Consider the following 24,901-nt stretch of genomic DNA (forward strand, 5'->3'; position numbering starts at 1 on the left):
AGGTTCCCCATGCGTCTGTTTCACACCTCCGACTGGCACCTGGGCCAGAGTCTCCACGGCCAGGAACGCGACTTCGAACACGCCTGCTTCCTCGACTGGTTGCTGGGCCAGTTGCGCCTGCGCCAGCCCGACGCGCTGCTGATCGCCGGCGATATCTTCGACACCGTCAACCCGCCGGTCAAAGCCCAGGAACGCCTCTACGACTTCATCGTCCAGGCCCACGAACAGCAGCCCAAGCTGGACATCGTGATGATCGCCGGCAACCACGATTCCGGCTCGCGCATCGAGCTGCCTGCACCGCTGATGCGGCGCCTGCGCACCCATGCCCTGGGCCGCGTGCACTGGATGGACGACGGCCAGCTCGACGCCGAGCGCCTGTTGATTCCGCTGACCAACGCTCGCGGCAAGGTCTGCGCCTGGTGCCTGGCCCTGCCCTTCCTGCGTCCAGCCGAAGTCACCGGCCCGCAACTGGGCGACGACTACCTGCAAGGCATTCATCAGGTGCACCAGCAACTGATCGGCGCTGCGCTGGGCAAACGCCGCAAGGACCAGGCGCTGGTCGCCATCAGCCATGCGCACATGGCCGGCGGCTCGATCAGCGAAGACTCCGAACGCAGCCTGATCATCGGCAACGCTGAAGCGCTGCCGGCGCGGCTGTTCGACCCGGCCATCGCCTATGTCGCCCTGGGCCACCTGCACAAGCCGCAGAAGGTCAACCGCGAGCAACGCATCCGCTACAGCGGCGCGCCTATTCCGCTGTCGTTCGCCGAGATCAACTACCCGCACCAGGTGCTGGAGATCGAGCTGGACGGCGCCGCGCTGGTGAGCGTCGAGCCGCGCCTGGTACCGCGCGCCGTGGCCTTGCAGCGCATGGGGCCGGCGCCGTTGAGCGAGCTGCTCGAGCAACTGGCCGAATTGCCGGTGATCGATCTGCTGGACGATCCCAACCGTCAGCCCTGGCTGGAAGTGCGCGTGCGCCTGGACGAGCCTCAGCCGGACCTGCGCCAGCGCATCGAGGCCGCTCTGCACGGCAAGGCCGTGCGCCTGGTGCGCATCAGCGCCGAATACGCCGGGCGCGACGCCCATGACGACGACGGCCAGGCGTTCGTCGAACTGTCGCAACTCACGCCGCAGGATCTGTTCGGCCGCGCCTGGGAGCAGGCCTACGGCAGCCCCGTCGACGAGCAGACCCTGAACGACTTCGCCCTGCTGCTGCAGGACGTGCAACTGGAGGCGTCGCAGCCATGAAGATCCTGGCCATCCGCCTGAAGAACCTGGCCTCCCTGGCCGGCCCCGTGGACATCGACTTCACCGCCGAGCCCCTGGCCAGCGCTGGCCTGTTCGCCATCACCGGGCCGACCGGCGCCGGCAAGAGCACCTTGCTCGATGCCCTGTGCCTGGCACTGTTCGGCACGGTGCCGCGGCTCGAACCGATCGGTCGCGAAGCCAAGGTGCCCGACGCCGACGGCGAGATTCCCACGTCCGACCCGCGCAACCTGCTGCGGCGTGGCACCGGCAGCGGCTTTGCCGAGGTCGATTTCGTCGGCATCGACGGCCAGCGCTACCGCGCCCGCTGGGAGGCCAACCGCGCCCGCGACAAGGCCACCGGCAAACTGCAGCAGAGCCGCCAGAGCCTCTATGACCTGGACGGCGAGCAACTGCTGGCCAGCGGCAAGCAGGAATACAAGTCGCTGGTCGAGGCGCGCCTGGGGCTGAACTTCGAACAGTTCACCCGCGCGGTGATGCTGGCCCAGAGCGAATTCGGCGCCTTCCTCAAGGCCGACGACCGTGAGCGCAGCGAGCTGCTGGAAAAACTCACCAACACGGCGATCTACACCCGCCTCGGCCAGCGCGCCTTCAGCCGCACCCGCGAAGCGGCCGACGCACTCAAGACCCTGGAAGACCAGGCCAGCCATCTGCTACCGCTGGCGGCCGACGCACGCGCCGAGCTGGATCGACAACTCGAACAGGCTTTGCTGCAGTTCAAGGCTGAGCAAGCCAACGAACGGCAGTTGGAGCAGCAATGCGCCTGGCTGGCCGAGCAGCAGCGCTTACAGGCACAACGCCAGGAAGTGGTCGAAGCACTCCAGGCCGCCGAGCAGGCCAGCGAGCAGTTGGGCGAACAGCGTCTGGACCTGCAGCGTCTGGAACGTCTGGCGCCGCAGCGTCATCAGTTCCAGCGTCAGCACGCCCTGGGCGCCCAGCTCGCGCCGTTGGCGGCCGAGATGGCCGAGCAGACGCGTCAGCAGGCCGACCTGCACGCCCGCCTCCGCGAGCAGGAGCAGGCTCAGCTCGCGGTGCGCGAAGCCCTCGCGCAACAGCAAGCGCGGCAGGCCGAACAGGCCCCGCGCCTGCGTCAGGCGTTCGCCGCCCAGCACGAACTGGCGCGCCTGGACCAGGACCTGGAGAAGCAGCAGTCGCTCTGCCAGGACGCCGAACAGCGTCTGGTCGAGGGCCAGCAACAGCTTGAGCAGGTGCAAGAACACCAGCAGCGCAGCCTGGCGCAGTTGGCGCTGATCGACACCACACTGGCCGAGAGCCAGCATTTGTCTGGGCTGGCCGACGCCTGGCAGGCTTACCTGCCGCAAGTACGTCAGGTGGTGCAGATCGGCGCCCGCCTGGCCCAGGGCCGCGAAGAGTTGCCCGGTCTTCAGGCCCAGGCCAGCCAGGCCACTGCGCAGGTGCAGAGCCAGCGCGACAGCCTCGAGCTGCTGTTCCGCGAAGCCAAGGCCGAGCCCGAGGCACTGGCCGAGCAGATCGATCTGCTCGGCGGCATGCTTCAGGACAATCGCAAACAGCAGCGTGCCGTGGAGGAACTGTCGCGCCTGCACGGCCGCGAGCGCGAGTTGAGCCAGCAACGCGATGGGCTGCGCGGACGCCAGCAGCAGGCCATGCAGCAGCGCCAGCAGTTGATCGCCCAGGGCACCGCCGCCAAAGCCGAACTGGACGCCGCCGAGCAGGCCTTGGCGCTGACCCGGCAATTGCTGGAGCGCCAGCGTCAGGCGCGCCACAGCAGTGTCGAAGCGCTGCGCAGTCAGTTGCGCGAGGGCGAAGCCTGTCCGGTCTGCGGCAGCGCCGAGCATCCGTTTCACCAGCCCGAGGCGCTGTTGCAGAGCCTTGGACAGCACGACCAGGTCGAAGAAGAGGCGGCGCAGCAACAGGTCGCGACGCTCACCCAGCAACTGGTGGAGTTGCGCACCCAGCTCGGCGTGGTCAACGCCCAGATCAAGGACCTCCAGCAGCAACACCTGCACCTGGACGAACAGTTGCAACCGCTGGCGGCCCAGTTGCAGGCCCACAGCCTGTGGCCAGCGCTGGCGCCCCAGGACGACCCGGCCCGCAGCGCCTGGCTCGACAGCCAATTGCGCCGGCTGGAGACGGAAATCGGCAGGGACGAGCAGCGCCAGAGCGCCCTGCTCACGCTGCACAAAGACGCCGCGCGCCTGACCCAGCAGATGCAGGCGGCGCAACAGGCCCAGCAGCAAGCCCAGCGCCATCTGGAGCAGCAGCACCAGGCCCTGGATAACGACGAGCAACAACTGCGGCAAGGCCTGACGGACTTGGCCAGCGTGCTGCCCGAAGACGTGCTCAAAGCCCTCAGCGATGACCCCACCCACGCCTTCGTCGCGCTCGACCAGCAGATCAGCCTGCGCCTGCAACAGCAGACCCAGCGCCAGGAAGAACAGCAGGAGCAGCAGGCCCGCCAAACGCAACTGGACAAGTTGCACGATCACCACCAAACCCAGGCCCAGGCGCTGGAACAGTTGCAGCAGCAACGCGCAGCGCTCGATGCCCAGCGTCAGCAGGCGCACGCCGAGCTGTCCGAACTACTTGGCGAGCAGCCCAGCGCCGAAGCCTGGCAGCAGCATGGCGACACGCAGCTCGAACAGGCCCGGGCACTCGACAGCGAAACGGCGCAGCAGCTTCAGGCGCTGCGTACCCAGGACGTGCAACTGGCCGGCGAACTCAAGGCCAACACCGCCCGTCAGCAGGCGCTGGAGCAGGAACGGCACGCCTTGGACAGCCAGATCGCCGACTGGCGCGCCGAGCATCCGCAACTCGACGACGCTGGGTTGCAACGCTTGCTGGCCATCGACGACGCCGAGGTCAGCGCGCTGCGTCAGCGCCTGCAGCAGGCCGACAAAGCGGTCGAACAGGCCCGGGTACTGTTGCAGGAGCGCGAACAGCGCCTGCAACAGCACAACGCCGCGGGTGCGGTCCAGGCGTCGATCGAAGACCTGCAACAACGCCTGGTCGCGCTGCGGGAACACCTCAACGCCCAGGAACAGCAGTGCGCCGAACTGCGCGCCCGCCAGGCCGACGACCAACGCCGCCAGCAGGCGCATCAGGCCTTGGCCGACGCCATCGAGCAGGCCCGCCACGAATGGCAACGCTGGGCGCGCCTGAACGCACTGATCGGCTCGGCCTCCGGCGATGTGTTCCGCAAGATCGCCCAGGGCTACAACCTCGACCTGCTGCTGCACCACGCCAACCAGCAGTTGCGCCAACTGGCCCGGCGCTACCGCCTCAAGCGCGGCGGCAGCGCCCTCGGCCTGTTGGTGCTGGACACGGAAATGGGCGACGAACTGCGCTCGGTGCATTCGCTGTCCGGCGGCGAGACCTTCCTGGTGTCGCTGGCCCTGGCCCTGGGCCTGGCGTCCATGGCCTCGAGCACCCTGCGCATCGAGTCGCTGTTCATCGATGAAGGCTTCGGCAGCCTCGACCCGGAATCGCTGCAATTGGCCATGGACGCGCTGGACGGCTTGCAGGCCCAGGGCCGCAAGGTCGCGGTGATCTCCCACGTGCAGGAAATGCACGAGCGGATCCCCGTGCAGATCCAGGTGCGCCGCCAAGGCAACGGCTTGAGCGATGTCGAGGTCTGCGGGTGATCCTCTACTCGTTCCGGCGCTGCCCTTGGGCCATGCGGGCGCGCCTGGCGCTGCGCTATGCCGGCTGCGACGTGGAGATCCGCGAAGTGTCGCTGAAGCACAAGCCCGCCGAACTGCTGGTCTTGTCGCCCAAGGGCACGGTGCCGGTGCTCGATACCGGCGCCGGGGTGCTGGAGGAAAGCCTGGACATCATGCGCTGGGCTCTGGACCGGCATGACCCGCAAGACTGGCGCTTGCTCGACGACCCGCCCGCCGCAGCCCGCGCCGAGGTGCTCATTGCCCGCAACGACACGGACTTCAAGGCTCAGGTGAACCGTTACAAGTACGCCGAACGTTACCCCGAGCATTCGCGCGAACACTACCGCCGGCAGGCTGAAACCTGGCTGGCCGAACTGGAAGGATTGCTGGCGCAGCGGCCCTTCCTGCTGGCCGATCACCCAAGTCTGGCCGATGCCGCGTTGATGCCCTTGCTGCGCCAGTTCGCCGGGGTCGAACCGCAATGGTTCGTCGAGGCCGCTTATCCGCGCCTGCGCCGATGGTTACAAGGATGGCTGGCGTCGGAGCTGTTCACGGCGATCATGGCCAAGCAGCCCTGAGCGCCAATCACTCGAACAGCTTCAGGTCCGAGGGCGCGTCCTGCGCCAGGGTCTGCACCGTGTCGCCGAGCCTGCCGCTGCGCGGGTCTCGGTGCATCACCACGATCTGGTTGCTCTTCTGGTTGGCCACCAGCAGGAACTTGCCACTGGGGTCCAAGGCGAATTCCCGGGGATGATCGCCTTCCACCGAGCGACGCTGCACCAGGGTCAGGTGGCCATCCTCGGGATCGACGGCATAGACCACGATCTGGTTGGCGGTGCCACGGTTGCTGACGTAGAGAAACCGCCCATCGTCCGACAGGTGCAGCCCTGCAGCGGCCTTCGCCGCCGGGTCGGCGCTGTCGGTGAGGGGCAGGCGCTGGCGTTCTATCAACTCGACCTGACGGACATCGAACATCACCACTTCGGCGCTCATTTCCAGGGTGAGGTAGGCATGCCGGCCTTTGGCATCGAACAGCAGGTGACGCGGCCCGCTGCCCGGCGGCAGCGTGACCGATGCCGGAGTGGCGGGGGTCAATGGCCGATCGCTGCTGGCGCCGTCGTAGCGATAGATGAAGACCTTGTCGGCGCCCAGGTCACTGGCATACAGGTGGCTGCCATCGGGGGAGCGCACCACCGAATGCACATGGCCACCGCGCTGGCGCTCAGCATTGACCTGGCTCGGCGCATGCCGCAATTGCTGTTGCACCTTGCCCAGCTTGCCGTCGCGGTCCACTGCAATCACCACCAGGCTGCCACCGGGGTCGGGGGCCACGGCGTAGTTGGCCACGAACAGGTAGCGTTCATCCTGGCTCAGGCTGGCGTGGGTCGGCTCATCGCCGTGGCTGGGCACCTGTCCGAGCGGTTCGAGCTCGCCGTCGCTGCCCACCGCATAGCTGCTGACATGACCTGCACGCGTCTCGTTGACGGTGAACAGCTGCTTGTGGTCTTCGGACAGCACCAGCCAAGACGGGCTGTCGGCCTCGATCACTTGCAGCGGCTGCTGTTCGATGCGCCCGGTGTCGGTGTCGAAGGCATAGCGATACAGGCCCTTGCTGGCGCCGTCGGTGTAGCTGCCCACCAGCAACGTGGCAGCCTGCGCGGTGACGCCCAGACCCATGAGACTAACGATCAGCAGGCGCTTCCAGTTCCGGTTCATCTTCGTCCTCATCGGGGGCGCGAAAGGCACTCATCAACACCAGGCGGTGTTCAGCTTCGGCATCGGCCAGCAACCAATCGTTCCCCTCGGCGCGGGCGGCGGCGACCTGCTCGGCACTGAACGTCCAGCGGCGCAGTTGGCGACCGTCCATGCACTCGACCACCAGGCCGGTGCCGTCGCAGGTGAAGTCAAAGGCATGCAGGCCGTCGATCAGCAGCATGTCGCAGGATTCGAGAGCGGTAGCGAGAGCGGGCATGGGAACCACCTAGGGCGAAAAAAGGCGGCCAGTATATCGCCCCGGCCGCCTGCCCGCCCCTGGCTCAGTGGGCGAAGATCGAGCCGCCCGGCTTGCCCGCCATCTTCTGCGGCTTGATCAGGAAACGCGCCAGTGCCGGCAGCAGCCACAGCGCCCCGAACATGTTCCACAGCAGCATGAAGGTGAGCATCAGGCCCATGTCGGCCTGGAACTTGATCGCCGAGAAGATCCAGGTGCACACCCCGATGGCGAGGCACAGACCGGTGAACAGCACGGCCTTGCCGGTGGAGCGCAGGGTTTCGTAGTAGGCCTCCTGCAACGGCAACCCCGCGCGCAGGAAGCTTTCCAGGCGGCTGTAGATGTAGATGCCGTAGTCCACCCCGATGCCCACGCCCAAGGCCACCACCGGTAGCGTCGCCACTTTCACGCCGATGCCCATGAAGGCCATCAGGGCGTTGCCCAGCACCGAGGTCAGCACCAGCGGCAGGACGATGCACAGGGTCGCGGCGAAGGAACGGAAGGTGATCAGGCACATCACCGCCACACACAGGTACACCAGGATCAGGATGGTCAGCTCGGCCGACTTGATCACCTCGTTGGTGGCCGCCTCGATGCCGGCGTTGCCGGCTGCCAACAGGAACTGCAAGCCGTCACGATCATGCGCCTCGGCAAAGGCCTTGGCGGCGGCGGTGACCCGTTCGAGGGTCTCGGCCTTGTGGTCGTTGAGGAACACCAGCACCGGGGCCAGCGAGCAGTTGGCGTTGTACAGCCCGTCGGCACGGGCGATGGAGTTGTTGAGGATGTCCGGGTTGCGCGACAGCGTCTCCCACTTCAGGCTGCCTTCGTTCATGCCCTTGATCACCTGCTTGGACACGGTCACCAGGGAGATGGTCGACTGCACGCCGGGGGTGTTGTCCATCGTCCACATCAACTCGTCGATGGGCGCCATCGTCTCGTGCACCGAACAGCGCTCGGCGGCGGTCTTGACCATGATCACCAGCACATCGGAACTGGTGGAGTAGTTGCCGATCATGAAGCGGTTGTCCAGGTTGTAGCGTGAGTCGGGACGCAACTCCGGCGCGCCCTGGTCGAGGTCGCCGATCTTCAGGTTCTGGCTGTACCAGAGCCCACCCGCGAAGGCCAACAGCGCCAACCCGATGGACACTGGCGCCACCTTGGGGCTGGCGAAGCTCGACAGCAGGCGCCAGAACGGGTGCTCGCAGACCGCATCCTTCTTGCTGCGGGCGATGGCCTTCTGGCTGATACCGACGTAGCTGATGGCCACCGGCAGCAGGATCAGGTTGGTGAAGACGATCACCGCCACGCCGATCGAGGCGCCAATGGCCAATTCGCGGATCACGCCGATGTCGATGATCAGCAGGGTGATGAAGCCCACGGCGTCGGCGAGGATGGCGATCATCCCCGGCAGGAACAGTTGGCGGAAGGTGCGTCGGGCGGCGGTCAGGGCGTTATCGGCGTCGCTGGACTGCAGGGCGATGCCATTGATCTTCTGCACCCCGTGGGAAATGCCGATGGCGAAGATCAGGAACGGCACCAGCATCGAATACGGATCCAGGCCGAAGCCTACCGCATGCATCAATCCCAGTTGCCAGACCACCGCCACCAAGGTGGTGATGAGCACGGCGATGGTGCTGCGGATGCACCAGGTGAACCAGTACAGCAGTGCCCAGGTGATCAGCAAGGCGATGCCGAAGAACATCGCCACCATCACCAGGCCGTCGATCAGATCGCCGACCTTCTTGGCGAAGCCGACGATATGGATTTTCACGTTGGGGTTCTGTGCCTGGAACTTGTCGCGGATTTTCTCTTCCAGTTGATGCGAGAACTTCTGGTAGTCCAGCCGGGTGAGCGTGCCGGGGTCCTGCGGGTCGGGGAAAGTCTCCAGCAGCGGGATGTCGATGATGCTCGACTTGAAATTGTTGGCCACCAACCGGCCGACCTGCCCGGACTTGAGCACGTTGTCGCGCAGGGTGTCGAGGCTGTCCGGCGAGCCATCGTAGGTATTGGGGATCACCTCTCCGCCGGAGAAGCCTTCCTCGGTCACTTCGCTCCAGCGCACGCTGGGGCTCCACAGCGACTTGAGCCCGGCGCGGTCGACGCCGGGCAGGTAGAACACCTCGTCGTTTATCTGACGCAGGGTCTCCATGTAGTCCTTGTCGAAGATGTCACCGTTGACGGCCTCCACCGAGATGCGCACGGTGTTGCCGAGATTGGCCAGGTCGTCGCGGTGCTCCAGCATCTGTTCGATGAAGGGGTGCTGCAGCGGGATCATCTTCTCGAAGCTGGTGGACGGGCGGATCTGCGTGGCCTGCCAGAACAGGAACATGCTGACCACCACGCACAGTGCGATGACCACCGGGCGATTGTTGAAGATCAGCCGCTCGAGCAGGGTGGCCTTGTCGTTATGGTGCATGTCGAGCTTCTCCGGACGGTTCATGGCTGCACCTCATCGGCACCTTCGGCACTGGCCAGATGCACCCCGCCCTGCCCCACCAGCAGCAGGCGGTCGCTGCTCAGGCCACTGACACCGGCCAGGGCCAGACGGTCGGCGCGGTTGTAGAGGCTGAAGGTCTGGCCGTCGTCGCGGCTGCGCAAGACGCTGCCACCGTTGCCCACCACCACCAGGCTGCCGTCGCCCAGCAACGTGGCGTTGGCCAGGCCGAATTCCAGCGGCCCGCGTGGGGTCTGCACGTCGATGGCGTGCCAACTGTCGCCGAAGTCGGTGGAGCGCAGCAGGTTGCCCCGCAGCCCGAAGGCCAGCAGGGTACGCGGCTGGGCGGTGCCGATCACACCGAACAGCGAACCTTCATAGGGGCTTTGCACCGGCGTCCAGGTCAGGCCGTCGTCACTTGAGCGGAACATGCTGCCTTGCTCGCCGACGATGAACAGGCCAGCGTCCTTGACCTGGGTGATGGCATTGAGGTGCATCTGCTCGGGGTTGTCCAAGCGCTCGCCCACATCCTGCCAGTGCTGGCCACCGTCGGTGGTTTCCAGCAGCGCACCGTAGGCGCCGACGGCGAAGCCATGCAGGGCGTCGATGAAGCGCACATCCAGCAGCGGCGCTTCGCGGGCGAGGTCCTCGAACTGCTTGTTCCAGGTCGCGCCGCCATCGGTGGTGGCAAGGATCTGCGCATCATGCCCCACCGCCCAGCCGCGCTTGTCATCGAGGAAGAACACGGCGGTGAGCAGTTGCCGGGTCGGCACCCGGGCTTGGCTCCAGGTCTTACCCTGGTCATCGGAAAACAGGATGTGGCCGCGATCACCGACCACCACCAGACGCGGCCCGGCATGGGCAGAGTCGATCAGCAGACTGCGGCTGGCCTTGGCCGACTCCACCGAGTATTCGGTGGCGGCGGCCGCCTGCGCGGTGTCTGTCCATGTGCCCAGCGCTACTAGTGCGCTGGCCGTCAACGCCAAGGCTGCGCGCCTGACATCCACCCTCAGCCATTCCCTCATCACCGCCCCCTGTTGTGTTCTTGTAGTGGGTCAATGCCTTGCAGGTCCTGTGAAAAACCTTGATCCAGAGCCCTGCGATAGCGTGGGGCGATCCTATCGGGGAACTTCGCGCGGACACAACGGGCGGGACGTTATGTTTTGTTATGCCCGCAACATGGCACCTAGACGCGACAAGGCCGCCTCCCAATGGTTGCGGAGACGGCCTTGTCGTCACGCATCAAGCCAGGCTCTTGCTCACCACCTCATACACATCGCTGGACAGCTCACCGGAAGCGAGAATCCGCTCCAGCTCGCCCTTCATCAGCGCCTGACGCGCGGCATCGTACTTGCGCCAGCGGGTCAGGGGCGAGAGTTGACGCGAGGCGATCTGCGGGTTGAGGGCGTTGAGCTCGATCACCAGGTCCGCCAGGAAGCGGTAGCCCGAACCGTCGGCGGCGTGGAAGTTGACCAGGTTCTGCCCGGCGAAGGCGCCGACCACTGCACGCACCCTGTTCGGGTTCTTCAAGGTGAAGGCTGGGTGCTGCATCAACGCCTTGACCCGCGCCAGCGCGCCCGGAAGGCTGCTTGCCGCCTGCACGCTGAACCACTGGTCCATGACCAGCGGGTTGTCCTTGAAGTGCTCGGCGAAGGCCTCCAGCGCCTTGGCGCGCTCGACTTCGAACGGCGAGTTGACCAGTACCGCCAGGGCGGTCAGGCGTTCGGTCATGTTGTCGGCGTGCTCGAACTGCTCGAGGGTCGCTTCCAGCACCTGCGGTTTGCCAGTGAGCATCAGGTACGACAGCGCGATGTTCTGCAGGCTGCGGCGGGCGAAGTGCTCGGCCTCGGCCACATAGGCGGTGTTGCGCGACACCTCGCGGTGCGCCTGATAGCGCGCCCAGAGCGCATCGAACAGTTGCTCGGCGATCTGCCTGCGGGCGAACTCGCGGGCCGCATGAATCGCGTCGACATCCGCCACCTGGCTGATTTCGGTCAGGTACGCCTCGCCCGGCAGCGACAGCATCTCGGCGACCATGGCCGGATCCAGCGACGCGTTGCCCAGTACCGTACCCAGGGCGGTCATCAGCCGAGGGTCGAGTTTCAGCGCTTCGCCGCGCTGATGCTGACCGATCAACTCCTGCAACACCTGCACGGCCAACTGCTGTCCCGCCTCCCAGCGGTTGAAACCGTCGCTGTCGTGCTGCATGAGGAACATCAGCTGGTCGCGGTCGTAGGGGAAGCTCAGCTTCACCGGCGCGCTGAAACCGCGCAGCAGCGAAGGCAGCGGCTTGGCAGCGATGCCCTGGAAGGTGAAGGTCTGCTCGGCTTCGGTCACCGCCAGCACGCGGTGGGTGCCAGTGGGTTGCGCCTCGCCGAGCACTTGCAGCGGCAGGTCGTTGCCTTGCGCATCGAGCAGACCGAGCGCCACGGGGATCACGAACGGTCGTTTCTCGGCCTTGTCCGGGGTCGCCGGGCAGCTCTGGCGGAAGGTCAGGCTGTAGGTCTGGGCGCCAGCGTCATAGGCCTCGCTGACCTCCAGGCGCGGCGTTCCCGCCTGGCTGTACCAGCGTTTGAACTGGGTCAGGTCGACGCCGTTGGCATCTTCCATGGCCTTGATGAAATCGTCGGTGGTCACGGCCTGGCCGTCATGACGGTCGAAATACAGGTCGCTGCCTTTGCGGAAACCCTCGGCGCCCAGCAGGGTGCGGACCATGCCGACCACCTCGGCCCCCTTCTCGTAGACGGTCAGGGTGTAGAAGTTGGAGATTTCGATGAAGCTGTCCGGACGCACCGGGTGGGCCATGGGGCCGGCGTCTTCGGCGAACTGGTGGGTGCGCAGGTAGGCGACGTCTTCGATGCGCTTGACCGTGCGCGAGTTCATGTCGGCACTGAACTCGGCATCGCGGAACACCGTGAAGCCTTCCTTGAGCGACAGTTGGAACCAGTCGCGGCAGGTCACGCGGTTGCCCGACCAGTTGTGGAAGTACTCGTGGGCCACCACCCCTTCAACACGCTGGTGAGCGGCGTCGGTCGCCGTCTCGGCGCGCGCCAGCACGCAGCTGGAGTTGAAGATGTTCAGGCCCTTGTTTTCCATGGCGCCCATGTTGAAGTCGTTGACCGCGACGATCATGAAGATGTCCAGGTCGTACTCGCGGCCATACACCTCTTCGTCCCAGCGCATGGACTTCTTCAGGCTGACCATGGCGTGCTGGCACTTATCGATGTTCTCGGGTTCGACGTAGATGCGCAGCGTCACGTCGCGACCGGACTGACGGGTGAAGCTGTCCTCGACGCACCACAAGTCGCCCGCTACCAGGGCGAACAGGTAGGCGGGCTTTCTGAACGGGTCTTCCCAGGTGGCCCAGTGGCGCCCGTCTTCGGCCGGACCGCTGTCGACCGGGTTGCCGTTGGACAGCAGCACCGGGTAGCGATGCTGTTCGGCGATCACCGTGGTGGTGAAGGTGCTCATCACATCCGGGCGGTCGAGGTAATAGGTGATCTTGCGAAAGCCCTCGGCTTCGCACTGGGTGCAGAACATGCTGCCGGACTTGTACAGCCCCTCCAGCGCAGTGTTGCTTTCCGGGTGGATCTTGACGCTGGTGTCGAGGGTGAAGCGCTCGGCTTTGGGCTGCAGCGTCAGGCTGTCGTCATCGAGTTGATACTCGCCGGCGTGCAGTTCCTGATCGTCCAGCGCGGCGCGCAGCAACTCCAGGTGCTGGCCGTCGAGCACCAGCGGCGGCAGGCCGGCGCCGCGCTCAGGGTTGCGTCGCATGACCAGTTGCGCGTGCACCAGGCTGTGGTCTTCGAACAGCTCGAAGGTCAGGTGCGTCTCGTCGATCAGGTACTCGGGGGCCTGATAGTCCTTGAGGTAGATCACTTGCGGTTGTTCGGTGCGCATGCTGACGATCCTTTTACTGGAGCACGGCCAGCTGATAAGCCGTGTACTTGCGAATGTTGATCACGCCGGTGTCGAAGATCAGGTATTGACCCTTGATGCCCAGCAACGTGCCCTCGACCACCGGGTCCTTGTCCAGGTTGAAGCTGACGATCTTCTTCGGGTAGGCCTGGACCGGATAGCGCATCTGCACCACCTCGGCATCGGCCAGCGGCTGGATCGCCTGCAGACCGAACCGTGCCTGCAGCCCGCGCAGGCCCTCGGCGCAGGCATCGAAGATCTGCTCGCGCACGGCCGGCAAATCGAGTAACTCGGCATCGCCCTTGAGCAGGGTGCGCCAGTTGGTGCGGTCCGGCACCTGGCTGCGCAGCAGGTCTTCGACCAGCCCGGACTGCTGGCGCGTGGCAACGCGCAGGATCGGCAACGCCTGGCTGGCGCCCTGGTCGAGCCAGCGGGTGGGCAGTTGGGTGGCGCGGGTGATGCCGACCTTGATGCCCGACGAGTTGGCCAGGTAGACGATGTGGTCGGTCATGCAGAACTGCTCGCCCCACGACGGTTCACGGCAGGTGCCGGCGTCGTAGTGACAGCGCTCCGGCGCCATGATGCAGAGGTCGCACTGCGCCAGCTTGGTCATGCAGGGGTAGCAATAACCCTGGCTGAAGCTGGTCTTGGTGCGTTTACCGCAATGACTGCAATGAATCGCGCCCAGGTACTCCAGGCGCAGGGTCTGGCCGATCAGCGGATTGACCGGCACCTGCTGTTCGCCAAGGCGAAAACTGTACTGCACCACCGGTGCGTCCAGGCGCACCGCCATCTTGCTCAGAGAGCCACGAGCGAGTTCGATCAATGTACCGAGTCCGACTTGAACAGAATGTTGGGGATCGGCGCAGACTTGGACGCGCATTCCTGGGCGCCCATGTAGCCGGTGCGCTGCTCCTCGGGCAGGTTGCTGGCCTCCCAGGCGATCATGGCCTGCAGCGACAGCTCTTTCTGCTCGGCGGTGAGCTTGCGGCCATCGGACCATTTGCCGATCTCCACGGCCGTCTTCAGGCTCTGGTAGATCTCCGGTGTGATGTTTTCGATCATTTGCGCGAAAGTGGACATGAACGTCTCCTGAATCAAGCCGACAGTTTACGCCGGGCCAGCAGCCCACCCAAGAGGCCGCTCAGGCAACCGATGAGCAGGCCGCCGACATGGGCGGCATTGGCGATCTGGCCGAAACCGAGCTGACCGACGACGCCGCTCAGGCAGACCACCAGCCAGATCAGCATCATTGCCAGGACGCCGCGAGGCAGTTCGAACAGCGGGTGCGGCGCCAGGCGCTGGTACAGCCAGAGGTAGCCGAGCAGGCCGTAGAGCACACCGGAAAGCCCGCCGAACAGGTTCGGGCCGCCGATGACATGCTGGGCCAGGTTCGACACCCCGCCGAACACCAGCGTCAGGGCCAGCAGCGTCCATGGGCCTTGGCGCAGCTCGATGCGCCGCCCCAGTTCCCAGTACCACATGCCGTTCATCAGCAGGTGCAGCACGCCGAAGTGCACGAAGATGGGTGAAATCAGCCGCCACCACTGACCCTCGCCGAGGCTCTGGGCCAGGGGCACGAAGTACAGGTAATCGCCCTGCACCTGGTAATCCTGGAAGGTGAACCCGCTCAAGGTGGCGAGGTTGTCGCCAAGGCCGGTCAGGCCTGCCACCACCAAGCACAGCAGCAGCACGGCGACGGTGACCTTGCAGGCGCGGGCCTGAGCCTTGAGCGAGAGCGCTGCGTTGTCCTGGGCCGGACGTTCGGGCGTGGCGAGTGCATGCAGGTCGGCGTAGCCTTCGCGATAGCGGCGGTACAAGTCCAGCACCTGCTCAGCCAGTTCCGGCGGTGCCCACAGCACTTGATCGCTGCCCTCTTCCACCACCCGGTGCGGCACCTGCAACTGCTGGAGCAAGGTCACGAAGCCGCCCAGGTCGACCGACAAGGGCAGGCGCAGCACTTCGACCACGTTCATTGGCCGGCCTGCGGACGGTCGACATCGACCCAGACGAACTTGTGCGGGTCGATGCGGGTTTCCGCATCCAGCCGGTAGGCCACCAACTTGCCGTACAGCACTGCGCTGTAGTCCAGGCAGGCCAGGTTGGGGCGGATCGGCGCGGGATGACCGCTGCGCCAGTAGTGGCCGACGAACAGCAAGGGCTCGTCTTCGGCATACCTCAGCAAGGCATTCTTCTGGCTGTGACTGAGCGGCGCGCGGGCCACTTCTTCGGGCAGAGCGTCAGGCTGGAACACGATGTCACCATAGGTCTGCGGGTCTTCCTCCCAGAACTTGGTGCGGAAGAACGCGCGGGTCAGGCCGTCGCCACCGGTCAGGGTCAGACCGCCGGGCAGGCGCATGTCGGTGCCGCGCAGCAAGCGGTTGCAGGCGGTCGCGGCGAAGCTGCCGGACACTGCCGAGGCCTGCACGAAGTGCGGATCGATACGTCCGTCCGGATGCTGGGCGCGCAATTGCGCGATCAGTGAGTGGTCCCAGCAGGCATGCACCAGCCGAAAGCGCTCGGCATCGATGAACAACGGCAGGGTGTAGAACCAGTGCAGGAAGTCGTGCCAGTCGCCCGGATGCTGGGCGAACTGCTCCAGGGTTTCGTCGATCAGGCGCGCGTGGCGCGGCGTGTGCTCGCGTACGAAGGTCTTGCCGCTGCCCGGCAGTGCCGGGGTTTCCCAGGCCAGGGCGTTGTACTCATGGTTGCCCATGATGCAGTGCGCCTGCCCCGCTTCGACCATGTCGTGGACGATGTGCAACGCCTCGCGAATGCGCGGGCCGCGGTCGACGATGTCGCCGAGGAACAGCGCCTGGCGCCGTGGGTGACGCCACACGCCACCCACGCGGTGGTAGCCGAGGGCGTCGAGCAGGCGTTCGAGGGTCTGCGCGCAACCGTGGACGTCACCGATGATGTCGAAACTGCGAGCCGGATCGAGCATCAGTCGTCCCTGCCGCCCAGACGGCTGCCCCAGCCGAGCTTGGTCCGGCAGACCTCGTAGTAGTTGTGCCCCAGCGGATGGATCAGGCGCAGCTTCTGCGACTTCTTGCTCACGGTGATGGTGTCGCCCGGTGCGCAGGTGAAATGGTTCTGGCCGTCACAGGACACCTGCGGGTAGATCTGCAGGTCCTTGGCCACCACGATCTTCAGCTCGCTGTTGCCGTCGACCACGATCGGCCGCCCGGACAAGGTATGCGGGTACATCGGCACGATGACGATGGCGTCGAGCTTGGGGTGCATGATCGGCCCGCCCGCCGACAGCGCGTAGGCGGTGGAGCCGGTGGGCGTGGCCACGATCAGGCCGTCGGCCTTCTGGCTGCAGACGAACTGGCCGTCGATGTAGATCTCGAACTCGATCATCCGCGTCGACTTGCCTGGGTGCAGCACCACATCGTTGAGCGCATCGCCCTGGCCGATGGCCTCGTGGTGACGGCGCACCTCGGCCTGCAGCAGGAAACGGTTCTCGACCAGGTAGTGACCGTCGAGCACCTCGGCGACTTTGGTCTCCAGCTCGTCGGGGCGAATGTCGGTGAGAAAGCCCAGGTTGCCGCGGTTGATGCCCAGCACCGGGATGTTATGGCGGGCCAGTGCGCGCGCAGCACCGAGCAGGCTGCCATCGCCGCCGACCACGATGACCAGGTCGCAGACCTCGCCCAGCAGCTTGCGCGACGAGGTCTGCAGGCCATGACCGGGCAGCACTTCGGCGATGGTGTCCTCGAGAATCACGTGCAGGTGGCGCTCGAGCAGGAATTTCTTCAGTCGGCGAATGGTGTCGAGCACCTGCGAGCTACCGAGGCGACCGATGATACCGATATTGCGAAATTGCTCCATGGGGCTCCTGCAAGGCTCTGCGGCGGGTGACGATGGCGCGATTATGGGCGAAACCCCTGGCCAGCAGCAAACGGCCATCGCCCCGGCATACAGGGCGTGGGTCAGCATGAGTGGCGCCGATCGAAGAAACTCACCGCTAGGATCAACGAAAAACTATCATCCGACGCGCTACAGTCCACAGCAGGCGCCAGCAAGAGCGCCTCACTGACCTGATGACGAGGATCGACCATGCTTTCATCCACCCCGACGCTGCACTACGCGCGCCTGTCCATCATCCTGCACTGGCTGATGCTGGTGCTGCTCGCCGCGGTGTACGCCTGTATCGAGTTTCGCGGTCTGTTCCCCCGGGACAGCGCCGAACGCGACCTGATCAAGAGCCTGCACTTCATGCTCGGCCTGACCGTGTTCGTGCTGGTGTGGCTGCGCCTGGCCATGCGCGTGATGCGTCCGACGCCGCCGATCCTGCCCCGGCCACCGGCCTGGCAGATCGGCCTGGCGCACCTGATGCACGCATTGCTGTATCTGCTGATGATCGGCATGCCGGTCGCCGGCTGGCTGATCCTCAGTGCAGCGGGCAAGCCTATCCCCTTCTATGGACTGGAGTTGCCCGCGCTGATCGGCAAGGACCCGGACCTGGCCAAGTTCATCAAGGGCTGGCACGAGCAGGTCGGCACTTGGGGCTACTGGTTGATCGGCCTGCATGCGCTGGCCGGCCTCTACCACCACTACGTGCGCCGCGACAACACGCTGCTGCGCATGCTGCCCTACAAGTAACCGCGGCGCCCCTGCAGGCCGCCGGTGTGAACGAAGATCAGGCGAGTGCCACGGGCAAAGCGCCCAGCCTCGACCTGCTCGCGCAGCGCCAGCAGCGCCTTACCGGTATACAGCGCCTCCAGGGGCACCTCGCTGTGGCGCTCGCTGGCGGCGATGAAGTCCAGCAGGGCGTCGTCGATCCGGGCGAAGCCCACGCGGCAAGCGGCGTGCAGGTGATAGCCCGAAGCGCCGACCAGCGCCGCGACGTTCTGCGCCGCGCCGTGGTCTTCGGGGACCGCCAGCGCACCGTGCACGGGATGCGCGCCCTGCTCGGCCTGCACCAGGCCAGCCAAGGTGGTGCCGGTGCCCACCGCCAGCCACCAGGCGTGATAGTCCGCCCAACCGAGTGCACCCAGCCCAGCACGGGCCTGCTCGACGATCTGCGCACACCCCACCAACCCGTCCTCGCCGGCGCCGCCTTCGGCGATGCAGTGCCAGCCTGGGTAGCGGGCCTGCCAGGGCCGCCAGAAGTCTTGATGGTGCCGCGCCCGATAACCGGCATAACCCAGCCAATGCAGCTGCATGCCGAACGCCTCCAAATCGCGAACCGTGGGCGTGTCCTGGCGATGACCACGCAGCAGCCCGGCGGTAGCGAAGCCGAAGCGGCGACCCGCGGCCGCGAGGGCGTGCAGGTGATTGGAGTGGTTGCCGCCCAGGCTGATCAGGCCAGGCGCACCGGCCTGACGTGCGCGTTGCAAAGGCCGCTGCAGCTTGAACCACTTGTTGCCGCTGATCAGCGGGTCGATCAGGTCCAGTCGCAGGATCGCGCACTCGACGCCCGCCTGCCCCAGCCAGGGCAGGCGCAGCGGGTGCAGCGGCGCGGAGGGAAGGTCTGCGAACATCGGGCGTCTCGTCGAACAGCGGCAAGGCGCCCAAGATTAACAGCTCAACGCCGGGTGGTTCGCCAACTGTGCGCATTACCCACATCGATGAAGCGCTCCAGCGTCGGGTGCAGCACCTCGGCGCTTTCGATCCACTGCATCACCTCGCGCTCGGCCAACACGCCTTGCCCGATCAGATCGAAAACATAGCCTTTGGCTGCGTCCACGGCAGCGATCTCGACATCGGCCAGATGGCGCATGTCGTTGAACAACCGTGGACCGCTGATCGCGGAAATCTCCCGCATGTACGCGGTGAAGCCGGGCTGATCGTGCAGTGGACGCTGTTCGGGCAACCGTGCTTGGTCGAAACGCCGAACGATTTCGGCCTGCATCGCGTCGAGCAACGGATTCCCTGCCAGGCTGGCGAAGTGGCTGTTGTTCGGCCCTTTGAGCATGAGCAGATAGTTTTCCACCACCGCGCCAACAGCCAGCTGTCCCGGCCGCAGGCTGATCGTTTCGAGCGGCTTGAGCAGGCGGTCGTCCATGTCCAGGTACACCCCGCCCAGTTCGAACAGCAAGCGGTAGCGCAACACGTCGCTGGCTGCAGCGTGATTACGCCACTGTGGTTGCAGAAAAGCGTCGAACACTCGCCCCTGAGCGCTGGCTTTGAACGGGGTATAGAACGCTTCGCCGGCCAGGCTGACGAATGTCGCGCCGGGGTAACGCAGACGCAGGCGGGTCAATTGCGTCAAGGTCCGCAGCCGCCCCCCCTCACCCAGAAAATGCACCTGCAGGCTGTAGCCGCTTTGTCGGGCCAACGCCACATTGGATTTGAGCGTGGCATCGTGGGCAGCGATCAGCGCAGCGGCGCTACCGATCCATATCTGATGAATGGCCTTGGGCACTGCCTCGCCCAGCGCCGCCGACTTGAGCATCGGCAATACCGGGCGATCGACGCACTCCAACTCGTAACGTGCCTGCTGGCGTTCGAGTTCACTGGGCAAGCGCGTGGGCCTGGTAACGCTGCGATGACGGGCGGCCAACGCATCGTATTCATAGAACAATCGGTTGTCGGCCGAATACCAGCGACAGGTATCCAGGTCGAAATACACCAATTGACTGCGCTGACCATCGTGCAGACGATGCTCGACACCATCGCGCACCTGACTGCTGTTGATCCCACGTAGATGCAGCAGTGCCGGTGCCCGCCCTACCGGCACCATCGGCATGCCGGCGCGCAGTTGCAGCTTCGGCATGACGTGCCAACGCGGCGAGCCAGCAATGCGCTCGACACGCGTATCAGGATTGGAAAACAGCGAACGGGCCAGCGGACCCTGACCGTCGCCCAGGTAGAAACGCGAGATGCCCTCCAGGCTGTCGTGTACCTCATAGACCCGGTAGTAGCGGCCGTCCAGCCGGACGTGGAGCTTGCCGTCGGCGGCAAACAGGCCTTCGCGTACTCCTGTTTCGATCCGCACCAGCCCGGACATGGCCGGTGAGCTCGGCACCGGCGTCAAGCTCAGACGCGCGCCCACCGACTGCAGACGTACCGGAGCCTGAGCGCGCGCTGCCGGGATCAGCGTGGGAAAACGGGCATTGGCCAGCCCGGTGATGCTGGTCAGGGCCTGTATCACGTATTCGCCTGCCTCTTGACGCTGGCCTTGAGCGTAGGCGGCATAGCCGTTGAACAGGTAGTAGCCTAACTCGGCCAGGTCTAATACCGTCATCACGCGCGCCGGAAACACCACGCTGAGCAGACGAAAAATCGCCACGGCGATTTCCAAGCCACGCTCAAGCGCCAGTTCTGCCTCGGATAAGGCCAAGCTGTCGGCTTCGGCAGCCAGGAAGGCGAGCCGATAATCGAAGACCTGCTGCGCGAGTGGCTTGTCGATCACGACCGAGGCGATCTGCGCTCCACCCTTGCCTTCGGCGATTAGCCGCAACAGGGGATAGACGGCAGCCTGCTGATGCTTGCCGAAACGCGACAGCCAGTACCGCAGCGTTGCCTGCCAGGCTGATGGCATGCCGATTCCCGCCAGTTCCTGGCGCAGTATCGCGACCAGCGCGCTGCGCGACTGGCAGCGCCTGAATGGCTGCCCAGACGGGTGATCCGGAAAATAGCAGAGGATGGAAGACTCACCACGACTGGAGAAGATCAGCACGTCCCGCAGCGAGTTACCACCGATCGCCAGGCCCTCCACCCGTGCGCCACTGCGTGGCGACTCGGAGGGCGCAAGCACCTCGAGCACTAGCCTATGCCCCGAGTCGTCGAGCACGCCACAGGCGTTGGCCAACAACGCATCCAGGCGCAACCGCGTTTCGAACTGCGACAGCGCAGCGGTGCGGCTCGCCTCGAACCCCGCCTGCGTGGTCGGCCGCATCGCATCGGTGAGCAACTGCGCATAGCGTCCAGGCAAATCGAGTTGCTGCCCCAGCGTCTCCAGATAGGACGCGTTCAGGCGTGCGGCCTGGACGAGCGTAAGGCCCTCGAACTGGACCTGCCAGGTGGCATCGGCACGTGCATGCATGCGCATCGCCAGGTACTCCACCAGCGTGCACTCGACCACGCTGGCTTGGACATGCCCCCGCTCGGGCTCGACGCCGGGCGCAAGCTCCGAACCGACCCTCTCTGCTGAGAACTGTGTGATGGTGATCATCACCTTGACCTGCACCGGATCGATGGCCAAGCCGCGTGCGGCCAAGGCATCAGCAATGCGTTGACGGGCGAAGGTCTCGAAAGACGGCAGTGCCAGCCAAAAGCGCTCGGCCTGGGCCTGCTGTTCCAGTAGCGACAGAATCAACGTGTCCAACTGCGCCTGACGCGTGGCAGTGAGCTCGCGCAGGCCCATCGGCAACTGGGCACGCAACGCCTGTCGATGTGCAACGAAGGCCTGCACGTCGTGCAGTGCACGCGGGGGTGATGCATCCAGCCCCAGTTGCGGGTTCCACAGCGAAAGTCCGTTCGCCATCGCATTGCTGCGCCAGGCGGCGATCTGCTGCTCGGCCAGGGCTTCGAACGGGTTGTCGTCGATGGGCCGAGCGAACAGCTCGAAGCCACCGCCCAAGCGGGCGCGCTCGCCAAGGATCCGCGCTTGATCGACAGCGCCCAATCGACGCAGCAGCGCCTGCAACCAAGGCCCCTGCCCCGCCAATGCCATCGCCACCCCATGCAACGCCTCCTGCAAGTGCGCATGGGCTCGCACGAAACCGAAATAGCCGGTGCAATAGAGCACCGTGGTACCGGTCAGGGTCTGCCGTTCGGTCACTCGACCGAGCGCTGGCTGATAGCCCGCAGGCTCGGTGCACACCGCCATCACACCTGGCAAAAGCACCTCTTGGCCATCGCCCCAGGTCCGCGCGACCAGTGCATAGACACCGCGTCGGGTGCTGCGATCAACCAGACGCGGGTGCGCAACGATGTCCTCGACCAGCGTCACAGCCTCAGGCGCGATCCATCCAGCCGCTGCGAACAATTCCACGGTCTCGCGCAGGCTTTGGCGCACCTGAATCTGCAAGGCCAAGCGTCGACTGTTCTCGGACACGCGTTGCGGCACGTCCCAATAGGTGGATGCGTCAGCCGCCCAGCGCGCCGCGACACGCTGCACATCGATCGGCTGCAACGCCTCACGCAGTTGCTCCAGGGTCAGGCCAGGCAACGTCTCGGGCAACTGTACGGCATCGGCACGCAACGACAGCGCCGCGTCAGCCGGCTCGAAGTCGCCTGGCGCCGCCGGCTGCCCCTGACGAGCCTGTTGCAGCAACTCGAACAACGAACGGGCCGCGAGCACTGCGCGTTGCCCCGATTCATCGGCAGGGCCTAGCTGCAGCAGGTAGAGATCGAGGTCGAGCACGCCGGGCAGGCGGGCTTCGAACAAGGCACGGGCCGCCGTGTCGAGCGACGGCAGACCGTGGACGTCGGGCAGACCCTCTGGCAGTTGCGCCAGCAGCGCGGCGGACAGATCGAGCGAGGACATGAGGCACTCTCCAAGCGAAAAGCCTGGAGCTTGCCGAGGGCCCAACCGCCGCCGGTGCTAACTATGTAGAGCCCTCACAAGGCGGCGGCCAGCCGCGAACCTTGGTCAATGGCGCGCTTGGCGTCGAGTTCGGCGGCCACATCGGCGCCGCCGATCAGGTGTACCGATTGGCCCCTGGCCAGCAACCCGTCCTGCAGTTCGCGCAAGGGCTCCTGGCCGGCGCAGACGACCACATTGTCCACCGCCAGCACCTGCGGCTCGCCGTCAGCAATGCGTATGTGCAGGCCTTCGTCGTCGATCTTCAGGTAGTCCACGGCGTTGAGCATCTGCACCTGCTTGTTCTTCAGGCCGGTGCGATGAATCCAGCCAGTGGTCTTGCCCAGGCCGTCGCCGACCTTGCTCTTCTTGCGTTGCAGCAAGTAGACCTGCCGTGCCGGCGCCTGCGGCTCGGGGTGGATCCCCGCTACACCACCACGGGCGCGCAGATCGGTGTCGATCCCCCATTCGCGCCAGAACGCCTCTCGGTCGAGGCTGGTGGCGGTGCCAGCGTGCACCAGGTACTCGGACACATCGAAGCCGATGCCGCCTGCGCCAATCACCGCCACGCGCTCACCCACCGGCTTGCGCTCAAGCAGCACGTCCAGGTAGCTCAGCACCTTGGCATGCTCGATACCGGGGATGGACGGGGTACGCGGAGTAATACCGGTGGCCAGGATCACCTCGTCGAAACCGCCTGCCACCAGGTCGTCGACACCCACCCGCGTGTTCAAGCGCAGATGCACACCGGTCTGAGTCAGTTGGTGGGCGAAATAGCGCAGGGTTTCGTTGAACTCCTCTTTGCCCGGCACACGCTTGGCCACGTTGAACTGGCCACCGATCTCAGCTGCCGCGTCGAACAGGGTCACCTGATGACCGCGTTGGGCCGCCACGCTGGCCGCTGCCATCCCAGCGGGACCGGCGCCCACCACGGCGATGCGCTTGGCCACGGCCGCCGGCAGATAGTTCAGCTCGGTCTCGTGGCAGGCGCGTGGGTTGACCAGGCAACTGGTGAGCTTGCCACCGAAGGTGTGATCCAGGCAGGCCTGGTTGCAGCCGATGCACGTGTTGATCGCTGCCGCGCGCCCCTGCGCGGCCTTGTTGACGAATTCGGGATCGGCGAGGAAAGGCCTGGCCATGGACACCATGTCGGCGTCGCCCTCGGCCAGTACCCGCTCGGCCACCTCCGGGGTGTTGATGCGATTGGTGGTGATCAACGGGATGCCCACCGCGCCGCGCAGCTTGGCAGTGACCTTGCTGAACGCCGCCCGCGGCACCTTGGTGGCGATGGTCGGGATCCGTGCCTCGTGCCAGCCGATACCGGTGTTGATCAGCGTTGCGCCCGCCTGCTCGATGGCCTTGGCCAGTTGCTCGATTTCCGCCCAGTCGCTGCCACCTTCGACCAGGTCGAGCATCGACAGGCGGAAGATGATGATGAATTCGCGGCCCACCGCTTCGCGCACCCGGCGCACGATCTCCACCGCCAGGCGCATGCGGTTCTCATAGCTGCCACCCCAGCGGTCGGTACGCTGGTTGGTGCGGGCGGCGAGGAACTGATTGATGAAGTAGCCTTCCGAGCCCATCACCTCGACCCCGTCGTAACCCGCGTACTGGGCCAGGCGCGCGCAGTTGACGAAATCGCCTATCTGCTTCTCGATGCCCTCTTCGTCCAGCGCCTTGGGCTTGAACGGGTTGATCGGCGCCTGGATCGCACTCGGGGCGACCTGACGGGGACTGTAGGCGTAGCGTCCGGCGTGCAGGATCTGCAAGCAGATCTTGCCGCCTGCGGCATGCACCGCGTCAGTGACCAGACGATGCTGTTCGGCCTCCTGTTCGGTGCTGAGCTTAGCGGCACCGGCGTACACGCCGCCTTCGTCATTCGGTGCGATGCCGCCGGTCACCATCAGACCGACGCCGCCGCGCGCACGCTCGGCAAAATAGGCGGCCATGCGCTCGAAGCCGCCGGGACGCTCTTCCAAGCCGGTATGCATGGAGCCCATCAGGGTGCGGTTGCGCAGTACAGTGAAGCCCAGGTCGAGAGGGGCCAGCAGGTGGGGATAGTGTTGAGCGGCCATGGAGGTCTCCACAGAGGGCATGATCACGGAATGCGGGCGCCTCGTTCGGGCCCCGTCGGTTGTCTGGCAGTGACATTAAACAGGCGTTTGAACGGGCTC

17 protein-coding genes are annotated in these 24,901 nt (G+C 65.6%); 4 read left to right on the forward strand and 13 right to left on the reverse strand.

Annotation, left to right across the window (positions count from 1 at the left end; all coding sequences use genetic code 11):
- The first annotated feature begins 9 nt into the window (after window positions 1-9).
- The 3 genes from ACK2SD_RS17100 to ACK2SD_RS17110 are packed head-to-tail and all read left to right on the forward strand — an operon-like array spanning window position 10 to window position 5,485.
- A complete protein-coding gene (locus tag ACK2SD_RS17100; protein ID WP_412460407.1) occupies window positions 10-1,248 on the forward strand; it encodes an exonuclease SbcCD subunit D C-terminal domain-containing protein in 1,239 nt (412 codons plus the stop codon).
- A complete protein-coding gene (locus tag ACK2SD_RS17105; RefSeq protein WP_412460408.1) occupies window positions 1,245-4,889 on the forward strand; it encodes an AAA family ATPase in 3,645 nt (1,214 codons plus the stop codon). The genes ACK2SD_RS17100 and ACK2SD_RS17105 overlap by 4 nt, the downstream gene beginning before the upstream one ends.
- Window positions 4,886-5,485, forward strand: coding sequence for a glutathione S-transferase (locus tag ACK2SD_RS17110; protein WP_412460409.1), 600 nt, complete (start codon window positions 4,886-4,888; stop codon window positions 5,483-5,485). Before ACK2SD_RS17105 ends, ACK2SD_RS17110 begins: the two co-directional genes overlap by 4 nt.
- Before the next feature lie 7 nt (window positions 5,486-5,492).
- On the opposite strand, the gene ACK2SD_RS17115 is transcribed toward ACK2SD_RS17110, so the two are convergent.
- The 10 genes from ACK2SD_RS17115 to ACK2SD_RS17160 form a co-directional block, all read right to left on the reverse strand.
- Window positions 5,493-6,623, reverse strand: coding sequence for a lactonase family protein (locus tag ACK2SD_RS17115; protein ID WP_412460410.1), 1,131 nt, complete (start codon window positions 6,621-6,623; stop codon window positions 5,493-5,495).
- A complete protein-coding gene (locus ACK2SD_RS17120; protein ID WP_412460411.1) occupies window positions 6,589-6,879 on the reverse strand; it encodes a DUF5629 family protein in 291 nt (96 codons plus the stop codon). The genes ACK2SD_RS17115 and ACK2SD_RS17120 overlap by 35 nt, the downstream gene beginning before the upstream one ends.
- Window positions 6,880-6,943: 64 nt before the next feature.
- On the reverse strand, window positions 6,944-9,337 hold the full coding sequence (locus tag ACK2SD_RS17125; protein WP_412460412.1) for an efflux RND transporter permease subunit: 2,394 nt from the start codon (window positions 9,335-9,337) through the stop codon (window positions 6,944-6,946).
- Window positions 9,334-10,356 (reverse strand): WD40/YVTN/BNR-like repeat-containing protein, encoded by a 1,023-nt coding sequence (locus ACK2SD_RS17130; protein WP_412460413.1) that lies wholly within the window; start codon window positions 10,354-10,356, stop codon window positions 9,334-9,336. Before ACK2SD_RS17130 ends, ACK2SD_RS17125 begins: the two co-directional genes overlap by 4 nt.
- Before the next feature lie 217 nt (window positions 10,357-10,573).
- Entirely contained in the window at window positions 10,574-13,231 is a 2,658-nt protein-coding gene (gene pepN, locus ACK2SD_RS17135; protein WP_412460414.1) for an aminopeptidase N, read from the reverse strand.
- Window positions 13,232-13,244: 13 nt separating this feature from the next.
- Window positions 13,245-14,075, reverse strand: a complete 831-nt coding sequence (locus ACK2SD_RS17140; RefSeq protein WP_412460415.1) for a DUF2797 domain-containing protein — start codon at window positions 14,073-14,075, stop codon at window positions 13,245-13,247.
- On the reverse strand, window positions 14,072-14,332 hold the full coding sequence (locus ACK2SD_RS17145; protein ID WP_029614797.1) for a YeaC family protein: 261 nt from the start codon (window positions 14,330-14,332) through the stop codon (window positions 14,072-14,074). The genes ACK2SD_RS17140 and ACK2SD_RS17145 overlap by 4 nt, the downstream gene beginning before the upstream one ends.
- A 14-nt stretch (window positions 14,333-14,346) precedes the next feature.
- The gene (locus ACK2SD_RS17150; protein WP_412460416.1) at window positions 14,347-15,225 is read right to left on the reverse strand and encodes a rhomboid family intramembrane serine protease; all 879 of its coding nucleotides are present in this window, start codon (window positions 15,223-15,225) and stop codon (window positions 14,347-14,349) included.
- Window positions 15,222-16,196: a metallophosphoesterase gene (locus tag ACK2SD_RS17155; protein ID WP_317871892.1), complete on the reverse strand. Its 975-nt coding sequence runs from the start codon at window positions 16,194-16,196 to the stop codon at window positions 15,222-15,224. The genes ACK2SD_RS17150 and ACK2SD_RS17155 overlap by 4 nt, the downstream gene beginning before the upstream one ends.
- Window positions 16,193-17,083, reverse strand: coding sequence for an NAD(+) kinase (locus ACK2SD_RS17160; RefSeq protein ID WP_039576369.1), 891 nt, complete (start codon window positions 17,081-17,083; stop codon window positions 16,193-16,195). The genes ACK2SD_RS17155 and ACK2SD_RS17160 overlap by 4 nt, the downstream gene beginning before the upstream one ends.
- Window positions 17,084-17,311: 228 nt before the next feature.
- On the opposite strand from ACK2SD_RS17160, the gene ACK2SD_RS17165 reads away from it, so the two are divergent.
- Window positions 17,312-17,857, forward strand: a complete 546-nt coding sequence (locus tag ACK2SD_RS17165; protein WP_412460417.1) for a cytochrome b — start codon at window positions 17,312-17,314, stop codon at window positions 17,855-17,857.
- Here ACK2SD_RS17165 and ACK2SD_RS17170 read toward each other — a convergent pair.
- From ACK2SD_RS17170 to ACK2SD_RS17180, 3 genes are all read right to left on the reverse strand, one after another.
- Entirely contained in the window at window positions 17,848-18,738 is an 891-nt protein-coding gene (locus ACK2SD_RS17170) for a 1-aminocyclopropane-1-carboxylate deaminase/D-cysteine desulfhydrase (protein ID WP_412460418.1), read from the reverse strand. The two genes, ACK2SD_RS17165 and ACK2SD_RS17170, sit on opposite strands and share 10 nt — an antisense overlap.
- Window positions 18,739-18,782: 44 nt before the next feature.
- Window positions 18,783-22,691 carry a dermonecrotic toxin domain-containing protein gene (locus ACK2SD_RS17175; protein WP_412460419.1) on the reverse strand — a complete coding sequence of 1,303 codons (3,909 nt, stop codon included), beginning with the start codon at window positions 22,689-22,691 and terminating at the stop codon, window positions 18,783-18,785.
- A 74-nt stretch (window positions 22,692-22,765) separates the two neighbouring features.
- Window positions 22,766-24,802, reverse strand: coding sequence for an FAD-dependent oxidoreductase (locus ACK2SD_RS17180; protein ID WP_412460420.1), 2,037 nt, complete (start codon window positions 24,800-24,802; stop codon window positions 22,766-22,768).
- Window positions 24,803-24,901 lie beyond the last annotated feature (99 nt).

Source organism: Pseudomonas sp. SC11, from assembly GCF_047039205.1.
GTDB lineage: Bacteria > Pseudomonadota > Gammaproteobacteria > Pseudomonadales > Pseudomonadaceae > Aquipseudomonas > Aquipseudomonas boreofloridensis.

Bases quoted from the DNA above. Each gene is read 5' to 3' on its own strand.
- ACK2SD_RS17105 (WP_412460408.1), top strand. From the start codon at position 1,245: ATGAAGATCCTGGCCATCCGCCTGAAGAACCTGGCCTCCCTGGCCGGC.
- ACK2SD_RS17120 (WP_412460411.1), bottom strand. From the start codon at position 6,879: ATGCCCGCTCTCGCTACCGCTCTCGAATCCTGCGACATGCTGCTGATC.
- ACK2SD_RS17175 (WP_412460419.1), bottom strand. From the start codon at position 22,691: ATGTCCTCGCTCGATCTGTCCGCCGCGCTGCTGGCGCAACTGCCAGAG.
- ACK2SD_RS17100 (WP_412460407.1), top strand. From the start codon at position 10: ATGCGTCTGTTTCACACCTCCGACTGGCACCTGGGCCAGAGTCTCCAC.
- ACK2SD_RS17130 (WP_412460413.1), bottom strand. From the start codon at position 10,356: ATGAGGGAATGGCTGAGGGTGGATGTCAGGCGCGCAGCCTTGGCGTTG.
- ACK2SD_RS17160 (WP_039576369.1), bottom strand. From the start codon at position 17,083: ATGGAGCAATTTCGCAATATCGGTATCATCGGTCGCCTCGGTAGCTCG.
- ACK2SD_RS17150 (WP_412460416.1), bottom strand. From the start codon at position 15,225: ATGAACGTGGTCGAAGTGCTGCGCCTGCCCTTGTCGGTCGACCTGGGC.
- pepN (WP_412460414.1), bottom strand. From the start codon at position 13,231: ATGCGCACCGAACAACCGCAAGTGATCTACCTCAAGGACTATCAGGCC.
- ACK2SD_RS17115 (WP_412460410.1), bottom strand. From the start codon at position 6,623: ATGAACCGGAACTGGAAGCGCCTGCTGATCGTTAGTCTCATGGGTCTG.
- ACK2SD_RS17145 (WP_029614797.1), bottom strand. From the start codon at position 14,332: ATGTCCACTTTCGCGCAAATGATCGAAAACATCACACCGGAGATCTAC.
- ACK2SD_RS17125 (WP_412460412.1), bottom strand. From the start codon at position 9,337: ATGAACCGTCCGGAGAAGCTCGACATGCACCATAACGACAAGGCCACC.
- ACK2SD_RS17170 (WP_412460418.1), bottom strand. From the start codon at position 18,738: ATGTTCGCAGACCTTCCCTCCGCGCCGCTGCACCCGCTGCGCCTGCCC.
- ACK2SD_RS17180 (WP_412460420.1), bottom strand. From the start codon at position 24,802: ATGGCCGCTCAACACTATCCCCACCTGCTGGCCCCTCTCGACCTGGGC.
- ACK2SD_RS17165 (WP_412460417.1), top strand. From the start codon at position 17,312: ATGCTTTCATCCACCCCGACGCTGCACTACGCGCGCCTGTCCATCATC.